General features: G+C 65.0%; 22 protein-coding genes. 13 read left to right on the top strand and 9 right to left on the bottom strand.

The features are described from left to right. Positions 1 to 19 precede the first annotated feature (19 nt). The 6 genes from B3098_RS28365 to mpl form a co-directional block, all read right to left on the bottom strand. Positions 20 to 1,117, bottom strand: coding sequence for an ABC transporter substrate-binding protein (locus B3098_RS28365; RefSeq protein ID WP_279975184.1), 1,098 nt, complete (start codon positions 1,115 to 1,117; stop codon positions 20 to 22). 201 nt (positions 1,118 to 1,318) lie between these two features. Continuing rightward, positions 1,319 to 3,889, bottom strand: a complete 2,571-nt coding sequence (locus B3098_RS28360; protein ID WP_286900516.1) for an extracellular solute-binding protein — start codon at positions 3,887 to 3,889, stop codon at positions 1,319 to 1,321. Further along, positions 3,876 to 4,547 (bottom strand): response regulator transcription factor, encoded by a 672-nt coding sequence (locus tag B3098_RS28355; protein WP_286900514.1) that lies wholly within the window; start codon positions 4,545 to 4,547, stop codon positions 3,876 to 3,878. Before B3098_RS28355 ends, B3098_RS28360 begins: the two co-directional genes overlap by 14 nt. Positions 4,548 to 4,928: 381 nt before the next feature. Beyond that, positions 4,929 to 6,830 carry a ribonuclease catalytic domain-containing protein gene (locus B3098_RS28350; protein ID WP_175139137.1) on the bottom strand — a complete coding sequence of 634 codons (1,902 nt, stop codon included), beginning with the start codon at positions 6,828 to 6,830 and terminating at the stop codon, positions 4,929 to 4,931. 75 nt (positions 6,831 to 6,905) lie between these two features. After that, positions 6,906 to 7,505, bottom strand: a complete 600-nt coding sequence (locus B3098_RS28345) for a YqiA/YcfP family alpha/beta fold hydrolase (protein WP_175186478.1) — start codon at positions 7,503 to 7,505, stop codon at positions 6,906 to 6,908. Between the two features lie 132 nt (positions 7,506 to 7,637). Next, complete coding sequence (gene mpl, locus B3098_RS28340; RefSeq protein WP_286900510.1) at positions 7,638 to 9,008, bottom strand: UDP-N-acetylmuramate:L-alanyl-gamma-D-glutamyl-meso-diaminopimelate ligase; 1,371 nt, start codon at positions 9,006 to 9,008, stop codon at positions 7,638 to 7,640. A gap of 97 nt (positions 9,009 to 9,105) precedes the next feature. Here mpl and B3098_RS28335 point away from each other — a divergent pair, with 97 nt between their 5' ends. The 13 genes from B3098_RS28335 to B3098_RS28275 all read left to right on the top strand — a co-directional run bounded on the left by B3098_RS28335 (position 9,106) and on the right by B3098_RS28275 (position 20,793). Next, positions 9,106 to 9,639 carry a TlpA family protein disulfide reductase gene (locus B3098_RS28335; protein WP_279975196.1) on the top strand — a complete coding sequence of 178 codons (534 nt, stop codon included), beginning with the start codon at positions 9,106 to 9,108 and terminating at the stop codon, positions 9,637 to 9,639. A gap of 89 nt (positions 9,640 to 9,728) precedes the next feature. Beyond that, positions 9,729 to 10,163, top strand: a complete 435-nt coding sequence (gene aroQ, locus B3098_RS28330; protein WP_056327805.1) for a type II 3-dehydroquinate dehydratase — start codon at positions 9,729 to 9,731, stop codon at positions 10,161 to 10,163. Positions 10,164 to 10,251: 88 nt separating this feature from the next. Continuing rightward, positions 10,252 to 10,710: an acetyl-CoA carboxylase biotin carboxyl carrier protein gene (accB, locus tag B3098_RS28325; protein WP_175139133.1), complete on the top strand. Its 459-nt coding sequence runs from the start codon at positions 10,252 to 10,254 to the stop codon at positions 10,708 to 10,710. Positions 10,711 to 10,719: 9 nt separating this feature from the next. Beyond that, positions 10,720 to 12,066 (top strand): acetyl-CoA carboxylase biotin carboxylase subunit, encoded by a 1,347-nt coding sequence (accC, locus tag B3098_RS28320; protein ID WP_175139132.1) that lies wholly within the window; start codon positions 10,720 to 10,722, stop codon positions 12,064 to 12,066. A 110-nt stretch (positions 12,067 to 12,176) separates the two neighbouring features. Then, positions 12,177 to 13,106 carry a 50S ribosomal protein L11 methyltransferase gene (prmA, locus tag B3098_RS28315; RefSeq protein ID WP_286900508.1) on the top strand — a complete coding sequence of 310 codons (930 nt, stop codon included), beginning with the start codon at positions 12,177 to 12,179 and terminating at the stop codon, positions 13,104 to 13,106. 24 nt (positions 13,107 to 13,130) lie between these two features. Then, entirely contained in the window at positions 13,131 to 14,627 is a 1,497-nt protein-coding gene (locus tag B3098_RS29220) for a DUF3426 domain-containing protein (RefSeq protein ID WP_286900506.1), read from the top strand. Positions 14,628 to 14,639: 12 nt separating this feature from the next. Next, positions 14,640 to 15,581 (top strand): carbohydrate kinase family protein, encoded by a 942-nt coding sequence (locus B3098_RS28305; RefSeq protein WP_286900503.1) that lies wholly within the window; start codon positions 14,640 to 14,642, stop codon positions 15,579 to 15,581. Between the two features lie 205 nt (positions 15,582 to 15,786). Continuing rightward, complete coding sequence (locus tag B3098_RS28300; protein WP_279974948.1) at positions 15,787 to 16,290, top strand: glycine zipper 2TM domain-containing protein; 504 nt, start codon at positions 15,787 to 15,789, stop codon at positions 16,288 to 16,290. Positions 16,291 to 16,618: 328 nt separating this feature from the next. Beyond that, the gene (locus B3098_RS28295) at positions 16,619 to 16,858 is read left to right on the top strand and encodes an acyl carrier protein (RefSeq protein ID WP_008159625.1); all 240 of its coding nucleotides are present in this window, start codon (positions 16,619 to 16,621) and stop codon (positions 16,856 to 16,858) included. After that, positions 16,836 to 18,023, top strand: coding sequence for a D-alanyl-lipoteichoic acid biosynthesis protein DltD (locus B3098_RS28290; protein ID WP_175126236.1), 1,188 nt, complete (start codon positions 16,836 to 16,838; stop codon positions 18,021 to 18,023). The genes B3098_RS28295 and B3098_RS28290 overlap by 23 nt, the downstream gene beginning before the upstream one ends. After that, positions 18,020 to 18,193, top strand: coding sequence for a hypothetical protein (locus B3098_RS28285; RefSeq protein ID WP_191578213.1), 174 nt, complete (start codon positions 18,020 to 18,022; stop codon positions 18,191 to 18,193). Before B3098_RS28290 ends, B3098_RS28285 begins: the two co-directional genes overlap by 4 nt. 7 nt (positions 18,194 to 18,200) lie before the next feature. After that, positions 18,201 to 19,328, top strand: coding sequence for an MBOAT family O-acyltransferase (locus B3098_RS28280; protein ID WP_175126234.1), 1,128 nt, complete (start codon positions 18,201 to 18,203; stop codon positions 19,326 to 19,328). Between the two features lie 16 nt (positions 19,329 to 19,344). Beyond that, positions 19,345 to 20,793, top strand: a complete 1,449-nt coding sequence (locus tag B3098_RS28275) for a D-alanine--poly(phosphoribitol) ligase (RefSeq protein ID WP_286900501.1) — start codon at positions 19,345 to 19,347, stop codon at positions 20,791 to 20,793. A gap of 76 nt (positions 20,794 to 20,869) precedes the next feature. Here the strand turns inward: B3098_RS28275 and B3098_RS28270 are convergent, their stop codons facing one another. From B3098_RS28270 to B3098_RS28260, 3 genes are all read right to left on the bottom strand, one after another. Continuing rightward, a complete protein-coding gene (locus tag B3098_RS28270; RefSeq protein ID WP_056566878.1) occupies positions 20,870 to 21,430 on the bottom strand; it encodes a YggT family protein in 561 nt (186 codons plus the stop codon). A gap of 190 nt (positions 21,431 to 21,620) precedes the next feature. Continuing rightward, positions 21,621 to 22,403 carry a histone H1-like DNA-binding protein gene (locus B3098_RS28265; RefSeq protein WP_286900498.1) on the bottom strand — a complete coding sequence of 261 codons (783 nt, stop codon included), beginning with the start codon at positions 22,401 to 22,403 and terminating at the stop codon, positions 21,621 to 21,623. Between the two features lie 350 nt (positions 22,404 to 22,753). Beyond that, entirely contained in the window at positions 22,754 to 23,953 is a 1,200-nt protein-coding gene (locus tag B3098_RS28260; RefSeq protein ID WP_056564436.1) for a ribonucleotide-diphosphate reductase subunit beta, read from the bottom strand. Positions 23,954 to 23,965: the final 12 nt, after the last annotated feature.

The following is a 23,965-nucleotide window of genomic DNA, read 5'->3' as shown; positions in this document are numbered from 1 at the left end:
GCCGCCCGGAGCCGGGGCATCACTTGCCCGCTGCCGCCCGCCATTGCTTGATGAATTCCAGGCGCTTGTTCTGCTCCAGGTAGTCCAGCAGCGTTTCGTCGACCGGAATCGGCTTGAGCGAGGCGCCCAGCTTCTTGGTCATGCCGTCCACGTCGTTGTCGCCTTCGATGTCATCACGCACGGATGCCAGGTCGGCCTGATTGGCCATGATCTCCTGGCCCTTCTGCGACAGCAGGTAGTCCATCCACAGCTTGGCGGCGTTGCGGTTCTTGGCCTTCTTGCTGATGAAGGCGACGCGCGACAGCACCAGCGCGTAGTCCGTGGGATAGGCCACGCCCAGCGACGGATCGTTCTTGGCGCGCGTTTCGGCGTAGGAGCCCAGGATGTTGTAGCCGATCAGGTTTTCGCCCGAGGACACGCGTTCCATCATCGTGCCGGTGGACGACTGCACGATCAGGCCGCCCTTGGCGATGTCCTTGAGGGTGTCGAAATACTTGGGATCATTGGCCTTGTCCTGCACGGCCAGCATGAAGCCGACGGCGGACTTCTCGATGTCGTAGGTGGTGACCTTGTTCTTGAACTTGTCGGGCTGGCTGGCGATCAGCTTGGCCAGCGCGCCGTGCGTCGTGGGCACTTCATTCGCGGGAATGAGGCGCTTGTTGTAGATGAAGACGGCCGGCTCGTAGGTGGTGCCGTAGGCCGAATCCTTCCAGTTGGCCCACGCCGGCAGCTTGCCTGCCTCGGGTGACTGGTACTTCAGCGCGTAATCGGTGGCCAGCTTCAGGGCCGAGTCCATCGACGAGCTCCAGACGATGTCGCCGCTGCCGCCGCCCGCCGCCTGTTCGCTGATGTAGCGGTTGTAGAGCTCGGTGCTGTTCATGTCGTTGTATTCGACCTTGACGCCCGGATACATGGCTTCGAAGCCCTTGATGATGGGGCCGGCGGCCTTGGTGTCGGTGGTCGAATAGATGACGACCTTGCCTTCCTTCTTGGCGCCGTCCAGGATCTTCTGGTAGTCGGCCGGGTAGCCCGCGGGCACTGCCTGCGCAAAGGCGCTGCCGGAGGCGATGGCGAATGCGGCGGCGCAGGCGGCCGCCAGTTTGGACTTGGCAAGCATGGGGGATGTCTCCGATTGATTTGGCTTGTTGCGGACTCTGGGGTCCGCGTGCAGCCATCTTAGGAGTGCGCGTCTGTCGTCGTCCTGTCATGGCGGCAGGCAGCGTCTAGGGGAAATCCCTGGGCATGGCGGCGGGGACGTCTTGGGCGTGTCCGTGGTCCGCCCACGTTTTTGTATGTGCGTGGTAGGCCCACGTTTCTATTACGGCCGCTGCGGCGTATCGGTGACGAGCCGGATCCAGTTCTGCACGAAGCGCGAATGCCGCCGCTGATCCAGTCCCACCAGCAAAGCCGGACTCAACACCACCGGCTGCACGATGCCCTGCGACCGCGCCAGCACCGCTTCGGAGGTCCAGCGCCCCGGCGTGTCTTCCATGATGGAGCCCAGCGCGGCATGGCTGGATGCGACCTGCTGGCCGGCGGGCGACAGCAGCCAGTCGACCAGCGCACGTCCCAGATCGGGATTGGGGGCGCTGCGCGCGATCAGCACCGAGCGCGCCAGCACGAGCACGTAGTCCTGCGGAAACACCACGCCGATGGGCCTGCCCGCGGCCTGGCGCGACAGGGCGTACGAACCGAGGATGTTGTAGCCGATGTCCAGTTCGTCGCGCTCGATGGCGTCTAGGATCTCGGCGCTGGTGGCGGCCAGCCGCACGCCGGCCTGGCCCATGGCGTTGGCCAGCCCCCAGAAGTTGGACGAGACCAGTTCGTCCTGTTCGGCCAGCAGATAGCCCAGGCTGCTGGCGGCAATGTCGTAGGTGCCGATGCGTCCGCGCAGACGCAGGGGGTCCTGTTCCAGCAGCCGCAGCAGGTCCTGGCGCGATCGCGGCACGGCCGCCTCGGCAAAACGCTTGGGGTTGTAGACGATGACCGCGGGCTCGAACGTGAACCCGTAGACCTCATGCCGCCAGATGGCCCAGGACGGCAGCCGCGCGGCGTAGGGCGAGGCATAGCTTTGCGCGTACCCGTCGTTGGCCAGCCGGATCTGCAGGTCGGATGCCGAACTCATCAGCACGTCCACGTCCTGCAAACGCCCTTCGATGGCGGCCTCGTAGAGCTCGCGGCTGCCCATTTCGCGGTAGACGACGCTGACGTCGGGGCGGTGGGACTGAAAGCCTTGGATCAGTGGCGCGACAACGGGCGTGTCGGTCGGGCCGGCGATGGTGAGGACGCGGGAGGAGGGCTGGGGGGCGGGGTAGCGGGTGACGACTTCGGGGATTTGCGAGGGGCGGAGGGTGTCGGCAGTTTTGGCAGCGGCGGGAGCGGCAACCGGATCTGACGTGACCCGCGCCGGCGCAGCTGCGCCTGCCGCGCGGACCTCAGCGGACGGCGCAGCGAGCAGCAGGCATGCCGTGCAGAACGCCGCTGCGGCTGTGGTCAGCGCGCGCCCGGCGCCGCCGCGCGCCAAGGGCAGCACGACGCGAGCCGTCAGGCCGCCGCCGGGCCGGTCGAGCAGCCACAACGAGCCGCCATGCGCGACGGCCACGGACCGCACGATGGCCAGTCCCAATCCGGACCCGGGCAGCGATTCCCCCGCACGGCCGCGCGAAAACCGCTGCTGTACGCTTTCCTTCTCATCGTCGGCCACGCCAGGCCCGCGATCCGAGACGGTCAGCGCGACACGATATCCGGCAACCGGCATGGCCTGGATCTCAACGGGTCCATCCGGCGCGTAACGCAAGGCGTTGTCCACCAGGTTGCGCAGCATTTCGCGCAGCGCGACGCGATCTCCGGCGATGCGCGCGCGGCGGACCTCTGGCGCAATGGCGATGCGCAGCCGCTGTGCATCCAAAGGTCCAATGCGCCGGCGCGTTTCGTTGACAGTCTCGGCCACGCCGACAAGCGCGCGGGCGCCCTTGCCCATGCGGTGGGTGATGGTGGCGTCCATGAGCAACTGGTTGATGAGCTGGCTGGCGTGGGTGGCGTTCATATGGATGCGTTCAAGCCGCGCGTGCAATCGCTGCGGATCGGTCTCGTCCAGGGCGACCTCGGCCTGCGCGCGCAGCGACGCGAGCGGTGTGCGAACCTGATGCGCAGCGTCGGCCACCAGGGTGTTGAGGCTGTCCATGGCGCCGGACAGGCGCTGCATGAAGCCATTGAGCGCTTCGATGAGCCGCCGCACCTCGCGCGGCACGGGCTTGGACAGCGGCTCCAGATCATCGGGCGCCCGACGCCGCAATTCGCGTTCGACGACGGCAAGCGGCGCAAAGGCGCGCTGGACGCCAAACCACAAGAGGCCGAGCGCGACCAGCGATACGGCAAGCAGCGGCAACACGCTGCGCTGCAGAATTTCACCGGCCAGCGCCTCGCGCGACCCCAACGTCTCGGCGACGCGCAAGGTGACCCAGCCGGCATGCTGGCTGGCGGACACGAGGCGGCCGACGGTCGCGACGCGGATGGGTTCGTCGTGATACCGCAAGTACGTGAAGACGGGCGTGGCGGACTGCGCGAGCGGCAGGCCGGGCGCAAGGTCGCCGTACCCGGTGATGAGCCTGCCGTTGGAGGTGCGCGCCTCGTAGAACACCCGCTCGCCGCCGGACAGCATGGCAAGCGAGGAGACTGGCGGCTCGACGGTGACTTCGTTGTCTTCGATCTGAACCGATCCGGCGATGGTCAACGCGGAGGCGGCGAGCAAGCGATCAAACGCCTGTTCCGCAGCACGCTGGGCGTAGCCGCGCAGGAAGAACACCAGCCCGATGAGCGCGCACGCAAGCAACACGGCGCCCAGCGTGAAGACGCGTTGCCGGATGGAGAAGCTTTCAGGGATCTTCATGGCCGCGGGCCTGATACCCGACGCCCCGCACGGTGACGATGTCCACGGACGCGCCGGCCAGTTTCTTGCGCAGGCGCGAGATCAGCAACTCAAGCGCATTGAGCGAGCCGTCGTCCAGGTCGAAGATCTGATTCATGAGGCGTTCTTTGGCGACGGTCTGACCCAGCTTTCCGACCAGAATCTCAAGCAATCGGAATTCACGCCGGCCGAGTTCGAGCGGGGCGCCGGCCAGTTCGACATGCCTGTTTGCCAGGTCCAGACTGAGATTGCCGAAATGCGCAACACTGGTGGTCTGCCCCGCAGGCCGCCGCAACAGGGCGCGCAGCCGTGCTTCGAGTTCGCGCAGGTCAAAGGGTTTGACGAGGTAATCATCGGCGCCAAGATCCAGCATGTCGATCTTGTCCTCGATCTCGGCGCGCGCGGTCATGACGAGCACGGGCGCGTCGAGCCCGGCGGCACGCAATTCACGGATGAGCGTGAAGCCGTCCTTGCCGGGCAAGTTGATATCCAGCACGAGCGCGTCCCAGGTCTCGTCCAGCGCCCATCGAGACGCCTGCACGCCGTCGTGCACCCACTGCACGCTGTGACCTGCCGAACGCAGCTTGCTCTCAACGGCATCGCCAAGATCGAGGTTGTCCTCGACCAGCAGAATGCGCATGGTGTCTTCTCCTCCGTTTGCTTTTTTGTTGGGAGTTTAACGGGGAGATCGTTAGCGTTGCGTTGGGATTCGGGTTTGGGGTTTTTCGACTTGGGCGCGTGCTGGTTCTCGAATTTTGGCGGCTTTGGTTCTTTAGGCGTTCAGTGCTGCGGCGACTTCGGTTCTTAAGACGTCCGGCACGGTGGCGTCCCGGACCGCAATCGTGGGCGATCGCCTCCCCGGTGACCGCGGCGTCGGGCGACCTACGAAGATCGATGAACGCGACCTACGAAGATCGATGAACGCGACCTACGAAGATCGATGAACGCGACCTACGAAGATCGATGAACGCGACCTACGAAGATCGATAAACGCGACCGACGAAGATCGGAAGAATGCGACCTACGAAGCCGCAGCCTCCCCCTTAACTTCGCCCACAAATCGACAATCCAACTCCAGAGACAACTCATCCATCCCCAGAATATCCACCTCAACCGCAGTCCCGCGCTCAAACTCCGGCATCCCCCCCACCCGAGTCACCAACGGCGCATTCGCAAACCGCACCAGATCATCCCGCAGCACATGTGCCACCGTCCGCGTCACGCCGTTCTGCTTCAGCCAGCGCAGGCACCAGTAGCGTTCCATTGCGCTCTGGAACTCGGCCCAGGCCGCGTATTGCGCGTCGAAGGCGCCGATGATGGCGAACAGGTCTGCGTCGCGCGGCTTGAAGGGGGCGATCAGGCGGGCCGAGACGCCGTGTTCCACCGCGGCGATCAGTTGCCATTGGTTGACCAGGTCGACGTAGCGGCGCAGCGGCGACGTGCTCCACGCGTATTGGGGAACGCCGATGGCCTCGTGCGGCAGCGCCTGCGTGCTCATGCGCACGCGGCCAGCTTGCTGCGAGCGGTAGATGCCCGGCACGCCGTGCTGGTTCAAGAGGCCGCCCCACAGGTTGTTGGCCAGGATCATGTATTCGGCCACCATGCGATCCAGCGGCGCGTTGCGCTGGCGCGGGACCAGGCGCACGGGCGTGTCGGGATCGTCGGGGTTGCCGTCCAGGTAGAAGCTGTACTCCACCCGGGAATTGTTTTCCGGCTTGCCGCGCACGTTTTCGCGTTGCGCGGACAGGGCCTGCGCCAGCTTCCAGAGCGGGCGCAGCCAGTGGCCGTAGGGCAGATCGGCGTCCGGATCGGACAGGCTTGCCTCGGTGACCTGGCTGTCCAGCATGTTGTGGCGCAGGTTTTCGCGCACGACGATGCGTTCCAGGCGGGTTTCCGATTCGATGACTTCGCCGGTTTCGGGATTGGCGGTGACGTACAGCGATAGCGCGGGCACTTCGCGGCCGGCGTCCAGGGAGAACGCCTGGATGACGCTGTCCGGCTGCATCGGGATCTTGTCGCCGGGCATGTAGACGGTGGACAGGCGGGCGCGGGCCAGTTTGTCCAGTTCGCTGTCGCGGGTGACGGACAGGCCGGGCGCGGCGACGTGGACGCCGACGCGCACGCGGCCGTCGGGCAGCATGGAGACGGAGAGCGCGTCGTCGATTTCCGTGGTGGTGACATCGTCCACGGAATAGATTTCGGCGTCGGCCAGCGGCAGTTCGCGGTCGATGGGCGGCAGTTCCACGTCGGGGAAGGCCAGGCCGCGCGGGAAGTTGACGGCCAGGAAGCGGCGCTTGTGCAGCGCGAGCGCGTGCGGCCAGGCGCCCAGTTCTAGCAGCAGGCGGTCAGGCGTCTTGCCCAGCTTGGCGCACGCGGCGTCCAGGGCCTTCCATTGCTGCGAGTTCTTGTCCGGACGGATCAGGAGCGATTCGGCGGCCTGGGCGATGGGTTCGGGCAAGCGGCCCGCGGCCATTTCGTCGACCCATTCCTGCTGCTGTTCGGCCTGGCGCTGCTTCTTTTCCAGCGCAGCCAGTGCGGCGGCCAGGATGTCCGGCGGGGCGGGGCGGTAGCGGCCCTTGCCGCGGCGGTGGAAGTACGCCGGCGCGCCGTGCAGGCGCATCAGCAGTGCGGCCTGCTCGACGGGCGTGGGGGCGTGGCCGAAGTAGTCGGCGGCCAGGGCGGGCGAGTCGAATTCCTCTTGCGGCGCGCATTCCCACAGGAATTGCAGATCCAGCGTCTCGGCCGTGGCGGCCGCCTGGGTCATCAGGGCTGCCGGATCCGGCGAGGCGAAGTTGAACAGGGTGTTGGCGCGCTTGATTTTGCTGCGCTTGCCCGACTCCGACTCCACCTGCAGGCTGGCGTCGGTCTCGGACAGGATATTGCCGGCCTTGAAGCTGCCGTCATCTTCGTAAAACACATACATGGTGGGGATCGTCCTGGGCGGCGGCCTCGCGCCGCCTTGCGCAGCTTTGTGGGTGTTGAAAGTCGATATTGATTATCAGGTGCGTACCGGCTTGCCGCCTAGGGCGAATTCAAGCACTTCCGGCATCCAATCCGCGAAATCGGACAGGCCGTGGTCGCTGCCTTGCACGATGCGCTGGCGGCAGCCGGCGTAACGGTCGCGCATCTCGCGCCAATCCAGCACTTCGTCGCCGGTCGCGGCCACCAGGAAATACCGGTCGGGCTGCGTGATGCGCGGCGCATGGATGGCGGCCAGTTCGTCCACATATTCGGGCAAAAAAACGAACGGCGCGCCGGAATGATACATGTGGTGCTCGCCGACCTGGGTGGCAAGGTCGCGCGCGGCGTGGACGGCGGGATTTAGCAACACGGCCTTGCAGCCCAGCTGCTCGGCGATCCAGGTGGCGTAGAAACCGCCCAGCGACGAGCCGATGACAGTCAGTTCGCGCGGCGAATCGGCGTCCGCCAGCCGGTCGCGCGCCATGCCCAGCGCCAGGTCGATGGCTTGGCGCGGGCTGGCGGGCAGTTGCGGGCAGGCCCACGCATCGGTCAGGCCGCGCGCGGCCATGGCGTCCGCCATCAGGCGGGCCTTGAAAGAATCGGGCGACGATCGGAAACCGTGTAGATAGAGGATCATTGCTTGCTGTTTCCGTGTGCGTTGCGGGAGGCGGCCGGCTGAGGGCTTGAATTCCGGACATGCGGGTCTGGCAGGGCCAGCCCGGCATGTCCGGCAGGGCGCGCTTTGCCGGGTTCGGCCAAGCGGGCGGAATCAGCCGCGCGCCTGCAGCGCATCCAGCAGCTTGCCATGGATGCCGCCGAAGCCGCCATTGCTCATCACCAGCACCTGGTCGCCTGGCCTGGCGGCCCCCGCAACGGCGTCGACGAGCGCGCCGATGTCATCGTAGCTGGACGCCCGGCCGCCCAGGGGCGCCAGCACTTCGGCCGGGTTCCAACCCAGCGCATGCTTGCCCTCGCTGGCGCCAAAGCAGAACACCAGGTCGGCGTCGGCCAGCGCCTCGGGCAGCCGGGCGGCCATGGTGCCCAGCTTCATGGTGTTGGAACGCGGCTCCAGCACGGCCAGGATTCGCGCTGACCCAACCTGACGGCGCAGGCCTTCCAGCGTGGTGGCGATGGCGGTGGGGTGGTGAGCGAAGTCGTCGTAGACCTTGATGCCGTTGACCGTGCCGCGCAGCTCCATGCGGCGCTTGACGCCGCCGAAGCGGGTGAGGGCATCGATGCCCTGCTCTGCGGGCACGCCAACGTGTTCAGCGGCAGCCAGGGCGGCCAGCGCGTTCATGCGGTTGTGTTCGCCGGTGAGCGACCAGCGGACGGTGCCGGCGTGGACGCCGGCGCGCGTGACCTCGAACGCGCCGTCAGCGTCCGGTGGCGACGCCTGCCACTGCCCTTCCGGACCGAACGTGACGGTATCCGACCAGCATCCCCGTGCAATCACGCGGTCCAGCGCGTCCGATTGCGTCGGTCGGACGATACGGCCCGAGCCGGGGATCGTACGAACCAGATGGTGGAACTGCGTTTCGATCGCCGTCAGATCGGGGAAGATGTCGGCGTGATCGTATTCCAGGTTGTTCAGGATGGCGGTGCGCGGGCGGTAGTGAACGAATTTGGAGCGCTTGTCGAAGAACGCCGTGTCGTATTCGTCCGCTTCGATGACGAAGGGGCGGCGCGCCGGGTCGTAGCGGGCAGATACGTGCAAGTCCTGCGCCACGCCGCCGATCAGGAAGTTCGGGGCCATGCCTGCGGCTTCCAGCACCCACGCCAGCATCGAGCTTGTGGTGGTCTTGCCGTGCGTGCCGGCCACCGCCAACACGTGTGCGCCCGGCAGGATGTTGTCGCCCAGCCATTGCGGCCCGGACACATAGCGCGCCCCGGATTCCAGAATGGCTTCCATCAGCGGGTTGCCGCGGCTGACCACGTTGCCGATGACGTACAGGTCAGGCTTGAGCGCCAGTTGCTCGGCGCCAAAGCCTTCGATCAGTTCGATACCCTGTTCGGAAAGCTGGGTGCTCATCGGCGGGTACACGCCCGCGTCGCAACCCGTGACTTTGTGGCCGGCGGCGCGCGCGATCAGCGCCAGTCCGCCCATGAAGGTGCCGCAGATGCCAAGAATGTGCAGGTGCATTGATAAATCTCCTGCCCCGCATTGTATATATAGCGGCCCGACAAGCCGGCGCCTCGCGCCTGCGGCGTAAAACGGCCGCAACGGTTATCATCGCGCCATGAATCGACGCCTACTTCTTTCCGCCGCCGTGGCGGTGGCCGCGACTGTCGCGGGCGGCTATACGCTGATGGGCCGCAAGCCCAAGAACGATGCCACGCCGGCTGACGCGGGCGATCCGGTCGCGGGGCTCATGCAGATGCAGCTTCCGGATCTGAACGGCGCCTCGCATTCGCTGGCCGACTGGAAGGGCCAGCCGATCGTGGTCAATTTCTGGGCAACGTGGTGCGCGCCGTGCGTCAAAGAGATGCCCGCGCTCGACGCTTTGCAGAAAAAATACCCGCAAGTACGCTTTGTTGGTATCGGCGTTGATTCTGCCGCCAACATGCAGAAGTTTGTGGAGAAAGTACAGGTTTCATACCCTCTATGGGTGATCGGCGCCGGCGCCATCGATACGCTGCGTAAGCTGGGTAATCCTAGCGGTGGTCTGCCTTTTACTATCGTTTTCAATGCAGATGGCAGCATTAACCGGAAGATATTGGGTGAAGTTCAGCCCGACGATCTGGATCGCACCCTTTCGGGTTTGAAGGCGTAAGTCTGTTGGACAAATAGTAGGAATTGGCGTAAAAAGCTGGTTTATCGGCTGTTTTGCCAACAATTGGCAATCCACAATTTGGCACGCGCATGGCGCAAAACATACTGGTATTGCATGGCCCGAACCTGAACCTGCTTGGCACCCGGGAACCTCATATCTACGGCAGTCTTACGCTGGCCCAGATCAATGAGCGTCTCGAGCTGCTTGCGGGCGAATTGGGCGCCACGCTGACTGCGTGGCAAAGCAATCACGAAGGTGCGCTGGTTGACCGCATTCAGGCGGCACGGCAGGACGGCACGGACTTCATCATCATCAACGCAGCGGCATACACGCACACCAGTGTCGCGATTCGCGACGCGCTGGCCGGGGTCGCGATCCCATTTATTGAAGTACATTTGTCCAATCTGTATAAGCGAGAGCCGTTCAGGCATCACTCTTATCTGTCCGACTTGGCGCAGGGCCTGATCAGCGGCCTGGGCGCGGACGGCTACGAGGCCGCGCTGCGTTACGCAGTGCGGCACTGATCTCGCATCAATTCAACGCTTTTACATCTTATACGGCGCGAACCCCGACGCTGGGACGACGCCGACACTATCTCGGGAAGCAGCTTCTATGGATCTTCGAAAACTCAAAACCCTGATCGACCTGGTGGCTGAATCGGGCATCGCCGAGCTGGAAATCACCGAAGGCGAAGGCAAGGTCAGAATCGTCAAGTTCTCGCAGACGCTGCAGCCGGTGGCCTACCACCAGCCCGAAGCCGGCGTGCCCGCCGCGCCCGTCGCCGCCGCCGCCGCGCCCGCCGCTGCGCCGGCCGCGCCCGCTGCCCCGGTCATTCAAGGCCACGTCGTGAAGGCCCCGATGGTCGGCACGTTCTACCGTTCGCCGAACCCGGGCGCCGCCCCGTTCATCGACGTGGGCGCCACCGTCAAGGAAGGCGACCCGCTGTGCATCATTGAAGCCATGAAGCTGCTCAATGAAATCGAAGCCGACAAGGCCGGCGTCATCAAAGAAATCCTGGTCGAAAACGGTGAGCCCGTCGAGTACGGTCAACCCCTGTTCGTCATTGGCTGATAGCTGAACATGTTCGAAAAAATCCTGATCGCCAATCGGGGCGAAATCGCCCTGCGCATTCAGCGCGCCTGCCGCGAGCTGGGCATCAAGACCGTCGTCGTGCACTCCGAGGCCGACCGCGAAGCCAAGTACGTGCGCCTTGCCGATGAATCCGTGTGCATCGGGCCCGCGCCGTCGCGTGAAAGCTACCTGAACATGCCGGCCATCATCTCGGCCGCCGAAGTCACGGATTCCGAGGCAATCCACCCGGGTTACGGGTTCTTGTCCGAAAATGCCGACTTCGCCGATCGCGTCGAGAAGAGCGGTTTCGTGTTCATCGGCCCGCGTCCGGACACGATCCGCCTGATGGGCGACAAGGTCAGCGCCAAGCGCGCCATGATCGAAGCCGGCGTGCCGGTGGTGCCGGGCTCGGAAGGCGCGTTGCCCGACGATCCGCAGGAAATCCTGCGCACGGCGCGCGAAGTCGGCTATCCGGTCATCATCAAGGCAGCAGGCGGCGGCGGTGGCCGCGGCATGCGCGTGGTGTACACCGAGGCCGCGCTGCTCAATGCCGTCACGATGACGCGTTCCGAAGCAGGCGCCGCGTTCAACAACCCGGAAGTCTATATGGAGAAGTTCCTCGAGAACCCGCGCCATATCGAAATCCAGGTGCTGGCCGACGGCGGCCGCAACGCGGTCTGGCTGGGCGAGCGCGATTGCTCCATGCAGCGCCGCCACCAGAAGGTCATCGAGGAAGCGCCGGCGCCCGGCATTGCCCGCCGCCTGATCGAGCGCATTGGCGACCGCTGTGCCGACGCCTGCCGCAAGATGGGCTATCGCGGCGCCGGCACGTTCGAGTTCCTGTACGAAAACGGCGAGTTCTATTTCATCGAAATGAACACCCGCATCCAGGTCGAACACCCGGTCACCGAGCTGATCACAGGCGTCGATCTGGTGCAGCAGCAGATCCTGATCGCCGCCGGCGAGAAGTTTACGCTGCGTCAGCGTGACATCACGTTCAGCGGTCATGCGATCGAATGCCGTATCAACGCCGAAGATCCGTTCCGTTTCGTGCCCAGCCCGGGCCGCATCACGAACTGGCATACGCCTGGCGGTCCTGGCGTGCGTATCGACTCGCACGCGTTCAATGGCTACTTCGTGCCGCCCAACTACGATTCGATGATCGCCAAGGTCATCACGTACGGCGACACGCGTGACCAGGCCCTGGCGCGCATGCGCATCGCGCTGTCGGAAATGGTGGTGGAAGGCATTTCCACCAACATCCCGCTGCACCGCGAAATGCTGCAAGACGCCCGCTTCATCGAAGGCGGCACCAGCATCCACTATCTGGAACACAAGTTGGCGCAGCGTCCCTGACCGACTCTGGGGCCTCACGGCCCCTTTTGCGTTTTACCTTGTTGATGTTTTAAGGTTGATCGGGCCGCGGCGGATGCCGCGGCCCGTTGACCAGATGGAAGAGAAAAATCATGCGTGAACTCGTGCTCCATTGCTCGGAGACGCAGGCCGAAGCCCTGTCGGACGCCTTGCTCGAAGCCGGCGTGCTGTCGGTCTCCGTCGAAGATGCCGACTTCGGCACCGAAGTTGAGCGGCCGTTGTTCGGCGAGCCGGGCACCGAGCCCGACGTCCAGGCATGGGACCGCAATCTCGTCGTCGCCTTGCTGCCCGACGGCGCCGATCCCGCGCAGATCATGGAAGAAGCCGCCCAAACCGGGGAGCTCGATGCTTCGGTGTTCGACGGCTGGAGCCTGCGCGACGTGCCGGACGCCGACTGGGTGCGCCTGACGCAATCGCAGTTCGGCCCGATCCACATCGCCGAACGTCTCTGGATCGTGCCCAGCTGGCACCGCGACAATCCCGATGTGCCCGGCGTGGACACGGCCTTGCCCGACCAGGACGGCGCCATTCATATCGAACTGGACCCGGGCCTGGCGTTCGGCACTGGCAGCCACCCGACGACACACCTGTGCCTGGCGTGGCTCGAAGCCGAGCTTCCCGCCGGCGCGACCCTGCTGGACTACGGCTGCGGATCCGGCATCCTGGCCATCGCGGCGCGCAAGCTGGGCGCCGGCCCCACGCAGGCGGTCGATATCGACGCCCAGGCGGTGCAGAGCACGGTGTTCAACGCCGAGGTCAACAAGGTCGAGCTGCAGGCCATGCTGCCCGACGGACTGGCGGACGGCACGTTCGAAGTCGTGGTCGCCAACATTCTGTCCAACCCCCTGAAGGTGCTGGCCCCCATGCTGGCCGGACGCGTTGCCGCGGGTGGCCACCTGGTGTTGTCGGGCGTGCTGGAACGGCAGGCCGAGGAGGTCGCGGCCGCCTATGCGCCCTGGCTGGCCATGTCGGTCTGGCGTGCGCGCGACGGCTGGGTCTGCCTGCACGGCAAGAAGCCCTGAGTCCCGGCAGCAGGAGCACGCCTCATGGCTCTGACCACCCGCTGCCCGCAGTGCGGCACCTCGTTCAAGGTGGTGCCTGATCAGCTTCGGGTCCGCAATGGCCTGGTGCGTTGCGGCGCCTGCTCGACCGTTTTCGATGGCCGCGCGTGTCTGGTATCCGCGCCGGGTGCGCCTGTCGCGATCACCCCGCCGGCCGCAGCGCCGCTGCCATCGTCCGCCGCCGCCGTGGCCGCGCCCGTGCTGGCCGCGCCCGAGCCGCATCCGCCCGCCGCACCGTTTCCGGAACCGGCCTTTACGCCGGTGTCGACACCGGCCCCGGCGCCTGCACCCGCCGTCACCCCGGTGCGTCCGGCGGCGGTTCCGCCGCATGTGCCGCCGCATGTGCCGCCGCCCGCCATCGTGCCGCCCCGCGCAACGCCCGCCGTGCCGGTTGAGCCGCGTGTGATTCTGCCCTGGGAAGACGAGCCCGAGGCTCCGCCCGCCCCTTCGATTCCGCCCGCGCCTTCGATTCCGCCCGCCGTGCTGCGCGGCCGCGACGACATCCGCAAGCGCGCCGAGCCGGAAGCGGTCATGCCGGATGACCACGCCGACGACGACGAGTATCTCGACGATGACGGCGAACCATTCCTGCGCGAGCCGGAGCCGCCCCGCACCGCGCCCGCGCCGCGGCCCCCCGTGTTTCGCAACGAACCCATCGTCGCCAGCCGGTCCGGCGAGCCAACGCTGGACTGGCGCGCCGGGCAGCCGCGCAGCGAAGTGCGCAGTGATCCGCGCCATGATGTTCGCCACGACCCGCGCCAAGGCCCCCGCCAAGATCCTCGTCACGACATCGCCGACGACTTTCGCGACCAGCATCGCGACGATGTCCGCGACATCGAGCGCGACGACGAATACGAGGACGAAGACGACCTCGATCACGCCGCCCACGAACCGGTGCTGGGCGACACGCGCACGCGTTATTCCAGCGCCACCGACGTGGGCCGTGCGCCGCCCGAGTTCCTGGACCAGGACCGGATCGAGCGCAGCGGCCTGGTGCGCAAGCTGTGGGCCTACGCCTGCCTCATCGGCCTGATCGTGCTTGCCCTGCAACTGCTCTACGCATACCGCACCGATATCGCCAATTCCGTGCCGGCGCTGCGACCGGTCCTGGAGGCCGCCTGCAAGCCGCTGGACTGCACGGTCGGCTACGCGCGCCGCCGCGATCTCATCAGCATTTCATCGTCGTCGTTGCAGCCGCCCAAGGGCGCCGCCGCCATCGATGACGGCCGCACCCGCCTGGTGCTGACCGTGATGCTGCACAACCGCTACGACAAGCCGCAGCATTGGCCGGCGCTGGTGCTTGAACTGAACGACCTGTCGGATACGGTGGTCGTGCGCAAGGTGCTGATGCCCGAGAATTACCTCACGCCCGAGCAGTTGAAGGGACCGTTCGGTCCCCAGGGTGCATTGAAGATTTCAGTCCCCATTGAAGTGACCGGCGTTCAGGTCAATGGCTACCAACTCGACAAGTTTTTCCCGTAAAGGATGACAAGCATGGCAACCCCTGTTCTGGTCTGCGGTTCGATGGCGTTCGACACCATTGCGGTGTTTGAAGGCCGCTTCAAGGAACACATTCTTGCCGACCGCATCCAGTCGCTGAGCGTGTCGTTCCTGGTGCCCAGCATGCGCAAGGAATTTGGCGGCTGCTCGGGCAACATCGCCTACAACATGAACCTGCTGGGCGGCGCGCCGGTGCCGGTGGCCACCATCGGTGAAGACGCCGGCGAATACATGCAGCGGCTGTCGGGCCTGGGCATCGACGTCAGCCGCGTCAAGGTCATTCCCGACACGTTCACCGCACAGTGCTTCATCACGACCGACCTGGACGACAACCAGATCACTGCCTTCCACCCGGGCGCCATGTCGTTTGCCGCGCAAAACGACCTGAGCGACGCCGACGCCGCCTGGGCGATCGTTGCGCCGGACGCGAAAGAAGGCATGTTTGCCCACGCCGAACGCCTGCACAAGCGCGGCATCCCCTTCATCTTCGACCTGGGCCAGGCCATGCCGCTGTTTGACGGCACCGACCTCGAGCGCATGCTCAAGCTGGCGCAGGCCCTCACGGTCAACGACTACGAAGCTGGCGTGGTCGAGCAGCGCACCGGCCGCAGCGTCGCGGACATTGCGCGCACGCTGCAGGCGGTGGTCGTGACGCGTGGCGCCGAAGGCGCCACCCTGCACACCGAAGGCAAGACCATCCAGATCGAACCCGTGCGCGCCTCGCAGGTGGTGGATCCCACCGGCTGCGGCGACGCGCAGCGCGGTGGTCTGCTGTACGGCCTGACCAGCGGCTGGAGCTGGGAAGACAGCTGCCGCCTGGGCAATGTCATGGGCGCCATCAAGATCGCTTCGCGCGGCCCGCAGAACCATGTGCCGACGCGTGCCGAGATCGACGCCGTGCTGCACGCCACCTACGGCATCCATCTGCCTGCCTGATCGGCCAGGACTCCTCGGGAACCGACACCTCGCACACAGGTCGAACGTCAGCGCATATTCAATGGCAACGGGCTGTAGCCCGTTGTTTCGCGCCCGAGTTTGCAGCTTCTGGCGGAGCGTTTCAGTCTGTTGCGGGTGCGCTTGCCGGGCGTTGCGGGCGGAGTATCATCAGTCACCGTCGGTCGTGCCCGAATGAGGAGTCCAAATGAATCATATAAAGTCTTTTTCCCTGGTGACGCCGCGTGCCGGCCGTTGGCTGGCTGTCGCGGCAGTGGTGACATCGATGGCAGTACTTGGCGGTTGCGCAAACCCCAGCGCCTCCAGCGGCGTGTACAGCTACGATCAAGCGCAGCGCGAACAGATCGTCCGTAACGGAACGGTCACCGGCGTGCGTCCGATCGTCATCCAGAACGACAAGTCCAGCGGCGTCGGCATGGTGGCCGGCGGTGCGTTGGGCGGCGTGGCCGGCAACGCGATCGGTGGCGGCACGGGCCGCACCATCGCCACGGTCGGCGGCGTCATCCTTGGCGCGCTGGCGGGCAACGCCGTCGAAAACCGCGCACAAAAGAACTCCGGCCTGGAGATCACGGTGCGCCTGGATAACGGCGAGACCCGCGTGGTCGCCCAGGAAGCCGACGTGCCCATCAGCGTGGGCCAGCGCGTCCAGGTGATCAGCGGCGCCGGTCCGACCCGCGTCACGCCGATGTAATCGGCCCAGCCCGCAATCAAAAAGCCCGCGCAAGCGGGCTTTTTTGTCGCTCGCTCGCAACGCAGCCCCCCGGGATTTACCCGCGAACGTTACCTTTCCAAGCGTTTTCTCGTCATTTCCTCCATAAGTTTCATGGCGATTCGACGGCCGAAGTGCAATGATTGCGACGGCGCGGCAGTCCGGATTTAATGTAACCACGTGCTTCCGGAAGCCCCGCTTGCTGGCTGGAATTTTTCAGTTTGGTTTCAGCTGTTTTCTGTATCCTCGTCGCCTGAATCCCGGGGCGGGGGATGGTTTGCCGAACAGGCAACGTTACGCTGCAATACCTATGCATACCGAGCAAGAACTCCACACCAAGATCGGCGAGATCGTCGAGTCGATCGTCATGAAGAAAGTCACCCCCGACACGCAACTGATTGCCACCGGCCTGGTCGATTCGCTCGCCGCCGTGGACATCACGCTGGCGGTTGAGTCCGAGTACGGCTGCAGTATCCCGGCTCCCGAAATCGCAGAGCACCTTCAGTCGGTCCGCGTGCTTGCCGGCTATGTCGCTGCCCATACTTCGTAATACCCGGTTCCTGTCGCACGTCGCGGCGGCAGCGACGGCGGTGGCGTTGGCGGTAGGGGCGTATTGCGGGGCGGACGATCTGCTCAGCCGCGTCGTCAATCCGTCGTCATCGCCCTCGGCCATCGCGGCCGACAAGAGCAACTATCTGCCCAATCTCGGGCCGGACTGGGGCACCCAGCACGTCAACCTGAACCGTCTGGGCAACGCGCTCAGCGACGGCACGCTGGTGGTGCTGGGCTCTTCCGAGCTGTCCAGCCACGACCTGCGCTTCGTTCCCTACCGCTTCTTTCCCGAAGAGCTGAAAGTGCCGACGCTCGCATACGGCCACGCGATGTTCCAGTCGTATGGCATCGTCAGCGTGCTGGAATCGGTATCTGATTCGCTCACGCCCAACACGCGCCTGGTCATCATGCTGTCGCCGGCCTGGTTCGCGTCGGGCGGGCAGCTGCCGCGCAGCGCGTTTGCCGAGCACGTCACGGGACCGGTCTGGGATCGGTTGTGGGACCAGCCCAGTACGCGCGAGCAGATGCAGAACTGGATCAGCGACAACGCGAATTGGGGGTTGCTGTGGCTCATCGCCAATGGTCAGGTGTCCGAGCTGAAAGACAAGCTGGCGCTGTGGTGGCATGCCCGCCAGGAGCCGGCCCCTGACAAGCCGCGCACCAAGCTGTCCGTGCCCGCGCACCGCTACGTGTCCTGGCCGATGTCCGCCCGCCTGAATGCCGGACAGTGGTCGCGGATCACGCACGAAGCGCGCGTCGTCGAACACAACCTGGGCGGCAACAACCCCTACGATGTGCGCGACGACTACTACCAGCAGTACCTCGCGCCGCTGTACTCGCCCGCGCGCAATGAATTCGCGGACGTCGATCCCATTACCCGCACCGAGCTGGGCGACCTCTCACGCGTGATGGCGTTGCTGCAAAAGCGCAAGGTCAAGGCGTACTTCGTTATCCAGCCGTTCAACCCCAAGCTCATCCTGGACGTCGAACGGTTCGACCCCGTGGTGGCCGCCATCACCGGCATGTGCACGCGGTACCAAATGGGGTGCCTGGATCTTTACAGCATTCCTTTCGAGCCGGGCATGCTGCGCGATGACATGCATCTGGCCGAACTTGGCTGGGCCATGGCCGATCAAGGCATTGCGGAGTACTTTTCCCGATGAAATTCTTTCGTAAAGACGAAGCCCGCAATGCGGGCGTGGCCTGGGCGCGCCGCTTCTTCTGGCACCTGTGCCTGTACGTGGGCGTGATCCTCGTGTTCGTGCTGCAGGCGCAGCCCACGACGGGCAGCGGCGGACCAATCAAGGTCGAATTCCAATACCAGCAGTTCTGAGCGCACCATGGAACTCTTCGCAAGCTTGAGCTTCTTCGGCGGCGCCCTGTTCGGCGGCCTCGGCCTGGTCGCCTACCGGTCGTCCGGCATGCCGCTGCGTATCGGCTATCGCCACATCATCGGCGTCATCTGCCTGGGCGTCTGGATGGCGGTGTTCTGGGCGCGGCCGTACCAGCCCATCGCGCTCTTCGCCATCTCCGGCGCCGCGCTGTGGGCCATGCGCCGCAACTACATCCCGACCTGGCTGGCGGTGATCATCACGATGACGCCGTTGCTGCTGGTCAAAACCGGCGTATCGCACCTGGGCGCCATGCTCGGGTTGTCCTTCGCCACCTTCCGCGCCATCGACGTGCTGCTGTTCGCGCCGCGCAACGAGCGCGTCTCGCCGCTGGATTACTTCATCTACCTGTTCTTCCCGCTGACGCTGCTGGCCGGTCCCATGTACCGCTGGCGCGCCTTCCAGGCCGATCTGAAGCGCGGCTATGAAGGCGTCAACCTGAACACCTGGCTGACCGGGCTGGAACTCATCATGGTGGGCGTGATCCAGAAGTTTGGCCTTGCCGAGCTCATCTGGCGTTACGGGCTGGCCACGCTGGACGCGCACGACTATTCGTTCACGGGTGTGGCGCTGAATGCCTCGCTCTACAGCGCCTACCTGTTCTTCGATTTTGCCGGCTACTCGACCATGGCGATCGGGATCGGCATGCTGTTCGGTTTCACGCTGCCGATCAACTTCCGCAATCCGCTGGCCACGCTGAACCCGCAGGATTTCTGGCGGCGCTGGCACATCAGCCTGTCCGAATGGCTGCGCGATGTCGTGTTCATGCCGATTTACAAGGCGTTGAGCAAGACCAGCTTCTTCGGCCGCCATCGCCTTGCGGCGCAGAACATCGGCATCTTCGCGACGCTGCTGGCGATGGGCGTGTGGAACGGCCTGTCGCTGCACTACATCGTCAGCGGCCTGATGTTTGGCGCGTATTCAGTGGGCCACAACCTGCTGATCAACGCCGCGCGCACGCGGCCCGGTCTGCAGGCGCTGCTGGCCAAGCCCGTCATGCGCTTTCTGGGGCGCGTGCTCACCCTGATTCTGGCCGCGCTGGCGCTGTACGTGTTCAGCGGCCGCAGTCCCATCTGACGCCGGGAGCTTCGGCATGCGTTTCGACTTGAAGTCCTTCCAGTTCGCCGACGACGGCCGCGCGCCCGACGCGCTGGCCGTCGCCGCCGCCGACCGCAGCCTGACCTGGGCGCAGTTGCGCACCGAGGCCGAGGCCTGGGCCGACGCCGCCCGCCAGCACGGCGTGGCGCCCGACGTGCCGGTGGCCATCTACGGTCACAAGGAAGCCGCGTTCTTCGTCGCGATGGTCGGTGCGCTGCTCATCGGCGCGCCGTTCGTTCCGGTGGACACCATCTACCCTGCTGAGCGCCTGCGCCGCATCGTCGAGATCGTGCGCGCCGCCGCCGTCTTCGATGCCGCGGCTGGCACCTTCACGGTGGGCGAGGGCGAAGTGCTGCAAGAGCGTGGCCTGGCCTACGTGATGTTCACGTCGGGCAGCACGGGCGATCCGAAGGGCGTGCAGATCGGCCGCGAAAGCGTCGGCCTGCTCGGCGACTGGATGCTCGGCAGCTTTGGCCTGGGCGAGGCGCCCGTCTTCATGAACCAGGCGCCGTTCAGTTTCGACCTGTCCATGTACGAGGTCTTCGCCACGCTGGCGTCCGGCGGCAGCTGCGTGCTCAACGCGCGCGAACAGATCGCCGCGCCCGGCCCGTGGATGGAACGGCTGGCCGGCCACGGCATCACGGTGTGGGTGTCCACGCCGTCTTTCGCCCACCAGCAATTGGCCAACCGCGACTTCTCGCCCGCCACGCTGCCGACGCTGCGCACGTTCCTCTTCTGCGGCGAGCCGCTGCCGGCGGCGCTGGCCAAGAAGTTGCGCCAGCGTTTTCCCGACGCATCCATCCTGAACACCTACGGCCCGACCGAAGCCACGGTGGCCACCACCTGGATCGAAGTTACCGATGCGGTGCTGGCGGCGCACGATCCGCTGCCGGTCGGACACGCCAAGCCCGACAGCGTGCTGCTCGTGGACGAGGGCGAGATCTGCATCGTGGGAGACCACGTCATGCGCGGCTACCTGAACCGCGCCGACCTGAACGCGGCCAAACTCTACACCTATGACGATGGGCGCCGCGCATTCCGCACGGGCGACCTGGGTCTGATGGAAGAGGGCGGGCTGCTGTTTTGCCGCGGCCGGATGGACGATCAGATCAAGCTGAACGGCTACCGTATCGAGCTGGCAGAGATCGACGAGGCTTTGCATGGCCTGCCGGGGGTGGAAGGAAGCGCCTGCGCGGTGCTGCGCCGTCCCGACGGCACCGCGGTGCGGTTGATCGGCTTCGTAACTGGGCTGGACGGTGCGGGGCAGGAGGCGTCGCTGCTTGCGCCGGAGACCTTGTCCGGCTGGAAGGAGCGGCTGGCCGAGCGCCTGCCGCCGTACATGGTGCCGTCAGAGCTGGTTGCCTGCCCGGCGCTGCCGATGTCGAACAACCACAAGATCGATCGCAAGAAGCTGATCGAGATCTACAGCGCCATTCCGGTCTAGCGCAAGACGCCGCCGGCCGGATGGACCAGCGCCCCGCTGATGGGGGCGCTGTGCAAAGCAATGGTGCAGCGGGCGATTACACGCCCATCATGCCGTAGCTCAGGCGAGCCAGCACCATCAAGAGGATCTGCGCGGCCACCAGCAGGATCAGCGGCGAGAAGTCGATCGAGGTGCGCGGCAGGATGCGGCGGATGGGATCGAGCAACGGCGCGGTCAGCGACTGCAGCAGCGGCATCATGGGCGCCATCGGGTTGACCCACGACAGCACGGCCTGGATCAGCGTCAACCAGACCACCAGATTCAGCGCCCACTTCGCGGTCATGATGAGCGCCGAGCCCATGGCGGCGGGCAGCAGCGCGGCGGGAATCAGCGCGCCGATGGCCACCAGCCACAGCAGCACCAGATAGACCAGCGCCGACAGCCATGCGCACACGAGGCTGGTCCAGTCGATCTTGTTGCCGGCGGGAATGATCTTGCGCAGCGGCATCACGAGCCAGTTGGTGGCGCCGTAGATCGCGCGCGCCAGCGGGTTGAAGGGATGCAGCCGTATCGCGTGCATCCAGGCGCGTGCAATCAGTGCCGCGCCAAACAGCGTGAACACGATTTCGAGAAGGAAGCGGAAGATTTCACCGAGCATGGACGCGATCACCCCAAAAAAGAGGAGTCAATTGTCGCACGGCCAGACGTAAAAATTGCGTACGGTCCTAGTGCTTCAGGCCTAGTGCAAAGGGTCAGCCACTTGGATGGCATTGACGCGGGGACGACAAAAAAGCCGCCCGGTAAATACCAGGCGGCTCTGATGAAGCTAACGCTTCGGCGCGTCCGGATTAGGGACGGCCACCCGTCGGGAACGGCCACGACGCGGCGGGGTTCAGCGCGGTCTTCGCGCCCGGGGCAGCAGCCGTGGTGGGCGGCGTGGCGGGCTTCTTCGGAGCGGCTTTCTTCGCAGCGGGCTTCTTGGCGGCGGCGGGCTTCTTTGCGGCGACAGCCGGCTTGGAAGCGGGAGCCTTCTTGGCAGCGGGAGCCTTCTTGGCAGCGGGAGCCTTCTTGGCAGCGGGAGCCTTCTTGGCAGCCGGGGCCTTCTTGGCTACGGCCTTCTTGGCAACCGCTTTCTTGGCAACCGCTTTCTTGGCAACCGCTTTCTTGGCGGCCGGGGCCTTCTTGGCAGCAGCCTTCTTGGCTACGGCTTTCTTGGCGGCCGGGGCCTTCTTGGCAACAGCCTTCTTGGCAACAGCCTTCTTGGCGGCCGGGGCCTTCTTGGCTACAGCTTTCTTGGCAACCGCCTTCTTGGCGACAGCCTTCTTGGCTACGGCCTTCTTTGCGACGGCTTTCTTGGCAACTGCCTTCTTGGCAACTGCCTTCTTGGCGGCCGGAGCCTTCTTTGCTACGGCCTTCTTGGCGACTGCCTTCTTGGCAACGGCCTTCTTGGCGGCCGGCGCCTTCTTGGCGGCAACCTTCTTCACGGCCGGCTTCTTGGCGGCTGCGACTTTCTTCACTGCGACTTTCTTGACGGCAGCTTTCTTGGCCGGAGCGGCCTTCTTTGCTGCTGCCTTCTTGGCGGCGGGTTTTTTCACCGCTGCTTTCTTGACGGCTTTCTTGGCTGTTGCCATGGTCATGCTCCTTAGGTTCAGGGGTCCCAGAACTTAAACCCGTGCCCCGACCCGCCAATCGGCGGACCGTGCCCGGGCTATTCATCGGCGCATGCCGCTGTTCTGTGCGAGCAACAGCTACTACGGTTTGCGCTAATGAATTCGGCACAGCCATTTGATATGGCCCCCGCTCCTTTGGCGCGAGCCATTTCAAATGGCGCCGGCAGGCAGCCTGTCCACAGGCCGCCGACCGCTTGTTCTACGTGTTCGAAGACACCCTGACCAAGGAGATTGCCATCAAGCCTGTCGCGAACGCGACGCCCATCAACGAGAAGAGGGCGTGCCCGCGCCGGGCTCGATGGCGTACTGCGTTACTCCCAGCTCAGCGTGCCACCGGTTTGGTATTCGATCACGCGAGTTTCAAAAAAGTTGCGTTCCTTTTTAAGGTCGATCATTTCCGCCATCCACGGGAAGGGATTTTCTTCCTGGGGGTACAGAGGTTCGATACCGATCTGCTGGCAACGACGGTTGGCGATGAAGCGCAGGTAGGATTTGAACATGGGTGCGTTCAAGCCCAACACGCCGCGCGGCATCGTGTCTTCGGCGTAAGCGTATTCGAGTTCGACCGCTTTGCGGAAGAGTTCTCGAATTTCTTCGCGGAATTCCGGCGTCCAGAGATGCGGATTTTCCAGTTTGACGGTGTTGATCAGATCGATGCCGAAGTTGCAGTGCATGGATTCATCGCGAAGGATGTACATGTACTGCTCGGCAGCGCCGGTCATCTTGTTCTGGCGGCCAAGCGCCAGGATCTGCGTGAAGCCAACGTAGAAGAACAGGCCTTCCATGAGGCAAGCGAAAACGATCAGCGACTTCAGCAGCGTCTGGTCGGCTTCGGGCGTGCCCGTCTTGAAGTTGGGATCAGCGATCGCGTCGATGAACGGGATCAGGAACTCGTCTTTTGCCCGGATGGACGGCACTTCGTTATAAGCGTTGAAGATCTCGGCTTCGTCCAGATCCAGGCTTTCGACGATGTATTGATAGGCGTGCGTGTGGATGGCTTCTTCGAAGGCCTGGCGCAGCAGGAACTGGCGGCATTCGGGAGCCGTGATGTGGCGGTAGGTGCCCAGCACGATGTTGTTGGCGGCCAGCGAGTCGGCGGTCACGAAGAAGCCGAGGTTGCGCTTGACGATGCGGCGCTCGTCCTCGGTGAGCCCGTTCGGGTTCTTCCAGAGGGCGATGTCGCGCGACATGTTGATCTCTTGCGGCATCCAATGGTTGGCGCAAGTGGCCAGGTACTTTTCCCACGCCCACTTGTACTTGAAAGGCACAAGCTGGTTGACGTCGGTCTGGCCATTGATGATGCGCTTGTCGGCAACCTTCACGCGCTGCGAGGTGGCCGAGCCGCTGGCGGCCAGGCCGGCAGCGTGTTCAGGCGCGGCCGGCGTGGGCATGGCGGTGTCGCCGAAAACACCCGTCGCCGCCCGGACTTCCGGGGCAGCCTGACCGCCCGCCGCGGGCGCGGCAGGTTGTGCAGGTTGCGTGGCGGTGGTGTCGTCGTCCCAATTAATCATGATTCATTCTCC

This window comes from Achromobacter sp. UBA2119, from assembly GCF_002331005.1.
Classification (GTDB): Bacteria; Pseudomonadota; Gammaproteobacteria; order Burkholderiales; family Burkholderiaceae_B; genus Achromobacter; species Achromobacter animicus.
Note: the sequence above shows the minus strand (reverse complement) of the source record. Positions and strands in the feature narration are given on the sequence as shown.

What these genes read in the sequence shown, in the direction of transcription:
- B3098_RS28290 (WP_175126236.1), top strand. Translation starts at nt 16,836, where the DNA reads ATGTCGCTGCCCATACTTCGTAATACCCGGTTCCTGTCGCACGTCGCG.
- B3098_RS28270 (WP_056566878.1), bottom strand. Translation starts at nt 21,430, where the DNA reads ATGCTCGGTGAAATCTTCCGCTTCCTTCTCGAAATCGTGTTCACGCTG.
- mpl (WP_286900510.1), bottom strand. Translation starts at nt 9,008, where the DNA reads ATGCACCTGCACATTCTTGGCATCTGCGGCACCTTCATGGGCGGACTG.
- B3098_RS28365 (WP_279975184.1), bottom strand. Translation starts at nt 1,117, where the DNA reads ATGCTTGCCAAGTCCAAACTGGCGGCCGCCTGCGCCGCCGCATTCGCC.
- B3098_RS28300 (WP_279974948.1), top strand. Translation starts at nt 15,787, where the DNA reads ATGAATCATATAAAGTCTTTTTCCCTGGTGACGCCGCGTGCCGGCCGT.
- B3098_RS28360 (WP_286900516.1), bottom strand. Translation starts at nt 3,889, where the DNA reads ATGAAGATCCCTGAAAGCTTCTCCATCCGGCAACGCGTCTTCACGCTG.
- B3098_RS28305 (WP_286900503.1), top strand. Translation starts at nt 14,640, where the DNA reads ATGGCAACCCCTGTTCTGGTCTGCGGTTCGATGGCGTTCGACACCATT.
- B3098_RS29220 (WP_286900506.1), top strand. Translation starts at nt 13,131, where the DNA reads ATGGCTCTGACCACCCGCTGCCCGCAGTGCGGCACCTCGTTCAAGGTG.
- B3098_RS28345 (WP_175186478.1), bottom strand. Translation starts at nt 7,505, where the DNA reads ATGATCCTCTATCTACACGGTTTCCGATCGTCGCCCGATTCTTTCAAG.
- accB (WP_175139133.1), top strand. Translation starts at nt 10,252, where the DNA reads ATGGATCTTCGAAAACTCAAAACCCTGATCGACCTGGTGGCTGAATCG.
- B3098_RS28295 (WP_008159625.1), top strand. Translation starts at nt 16,619, where the DNA reads ATGCATACCGAGCAAGAACTCCACACCAAGATCGGCGAGATCGTCGAG.
- B3098_RS28260 (WP_056564436.1), bottom strand. Translation starts at nt 23,953, where the DNA reads ATGATTAATTGGGACGACGACACCACCGCCACGCAACCTGCACAACCT.
- B3098_RS28285 (WP_191578213.1), top strand. Translation starts at nt 18,020, where the DNA reads ATGAAATTCTTTCGTAAAGACGAAGCCCGCAATGCGGGCGTGGCCTGG.
- B3098_RS28350 (WP_175139137.1), bottom strand. Translation starts at nt 6,830, where the DNA reads ATGTATGTGTTTTACGAAGATGACGGCAGCTTCAAGGCCGGCAATATC.
- B3098_RS28265 (WP_286900498.1), bottom strand. Translation starts at nt 22,403, where the DNA reads ATGGCAACAGCCAAGAAAGCCGTCAAGAAAGCAGCGGTGAAAAAACCC.
- B3098_RS28355 (WP_286900514.1), bottom strand. Translation starts at nt 4,547, where the DNA reads ATGCGCATTCTGCTGGTCGAGGACAACCTCGATCTTGGCGATGCCGTT.
- B3098_RS28280 (WP_175126234.1), top strand. Translation starts at nt 18,201, where the DNA reads ATGGAACTCTTCGCAAGCTTGAGCTTCTTCGGCGGCGCCCTGTTCGGC.
- B3098_RS28275 (WP_286900501.1), top strand. Translation starts at nt 19,345, where the DNA reads ATGCGTTTCGACTTGAAGTCCTTCCAGTTCGCCGACGACGGCCGCGCG.
- B3098_RS28335 (WP_279975196.1), top strand. Translation starts at nt 9,106, where the DNA reads ATGAATCGACGCCTACTTCTTTCCGCCGCCGTGGCGGTGGCCGCGACT.
- aroQ (WP_056327805.1), top strand. Translation starts at nt 9,729, where the DNA reads ATGGCGCAAAACATACTGGTATTGCATGGCCCGAACCTGAACCTGCTT.
- prmA (WP_286900508.1), top strand. Translation starts at nt 12,177, where the DNA reads ATGCGTGAACTCGTGCTCCATTGCTCGGAGACGCAGGCCGAAGCCCTG.
- accC (WP_175139132.1), top strand. Translation starts at nt 10,720, where the DNA reads ATGTTCGAAAAAATCCTGATCGCCAATCGGGGCGAAATCGCCCTGCGC.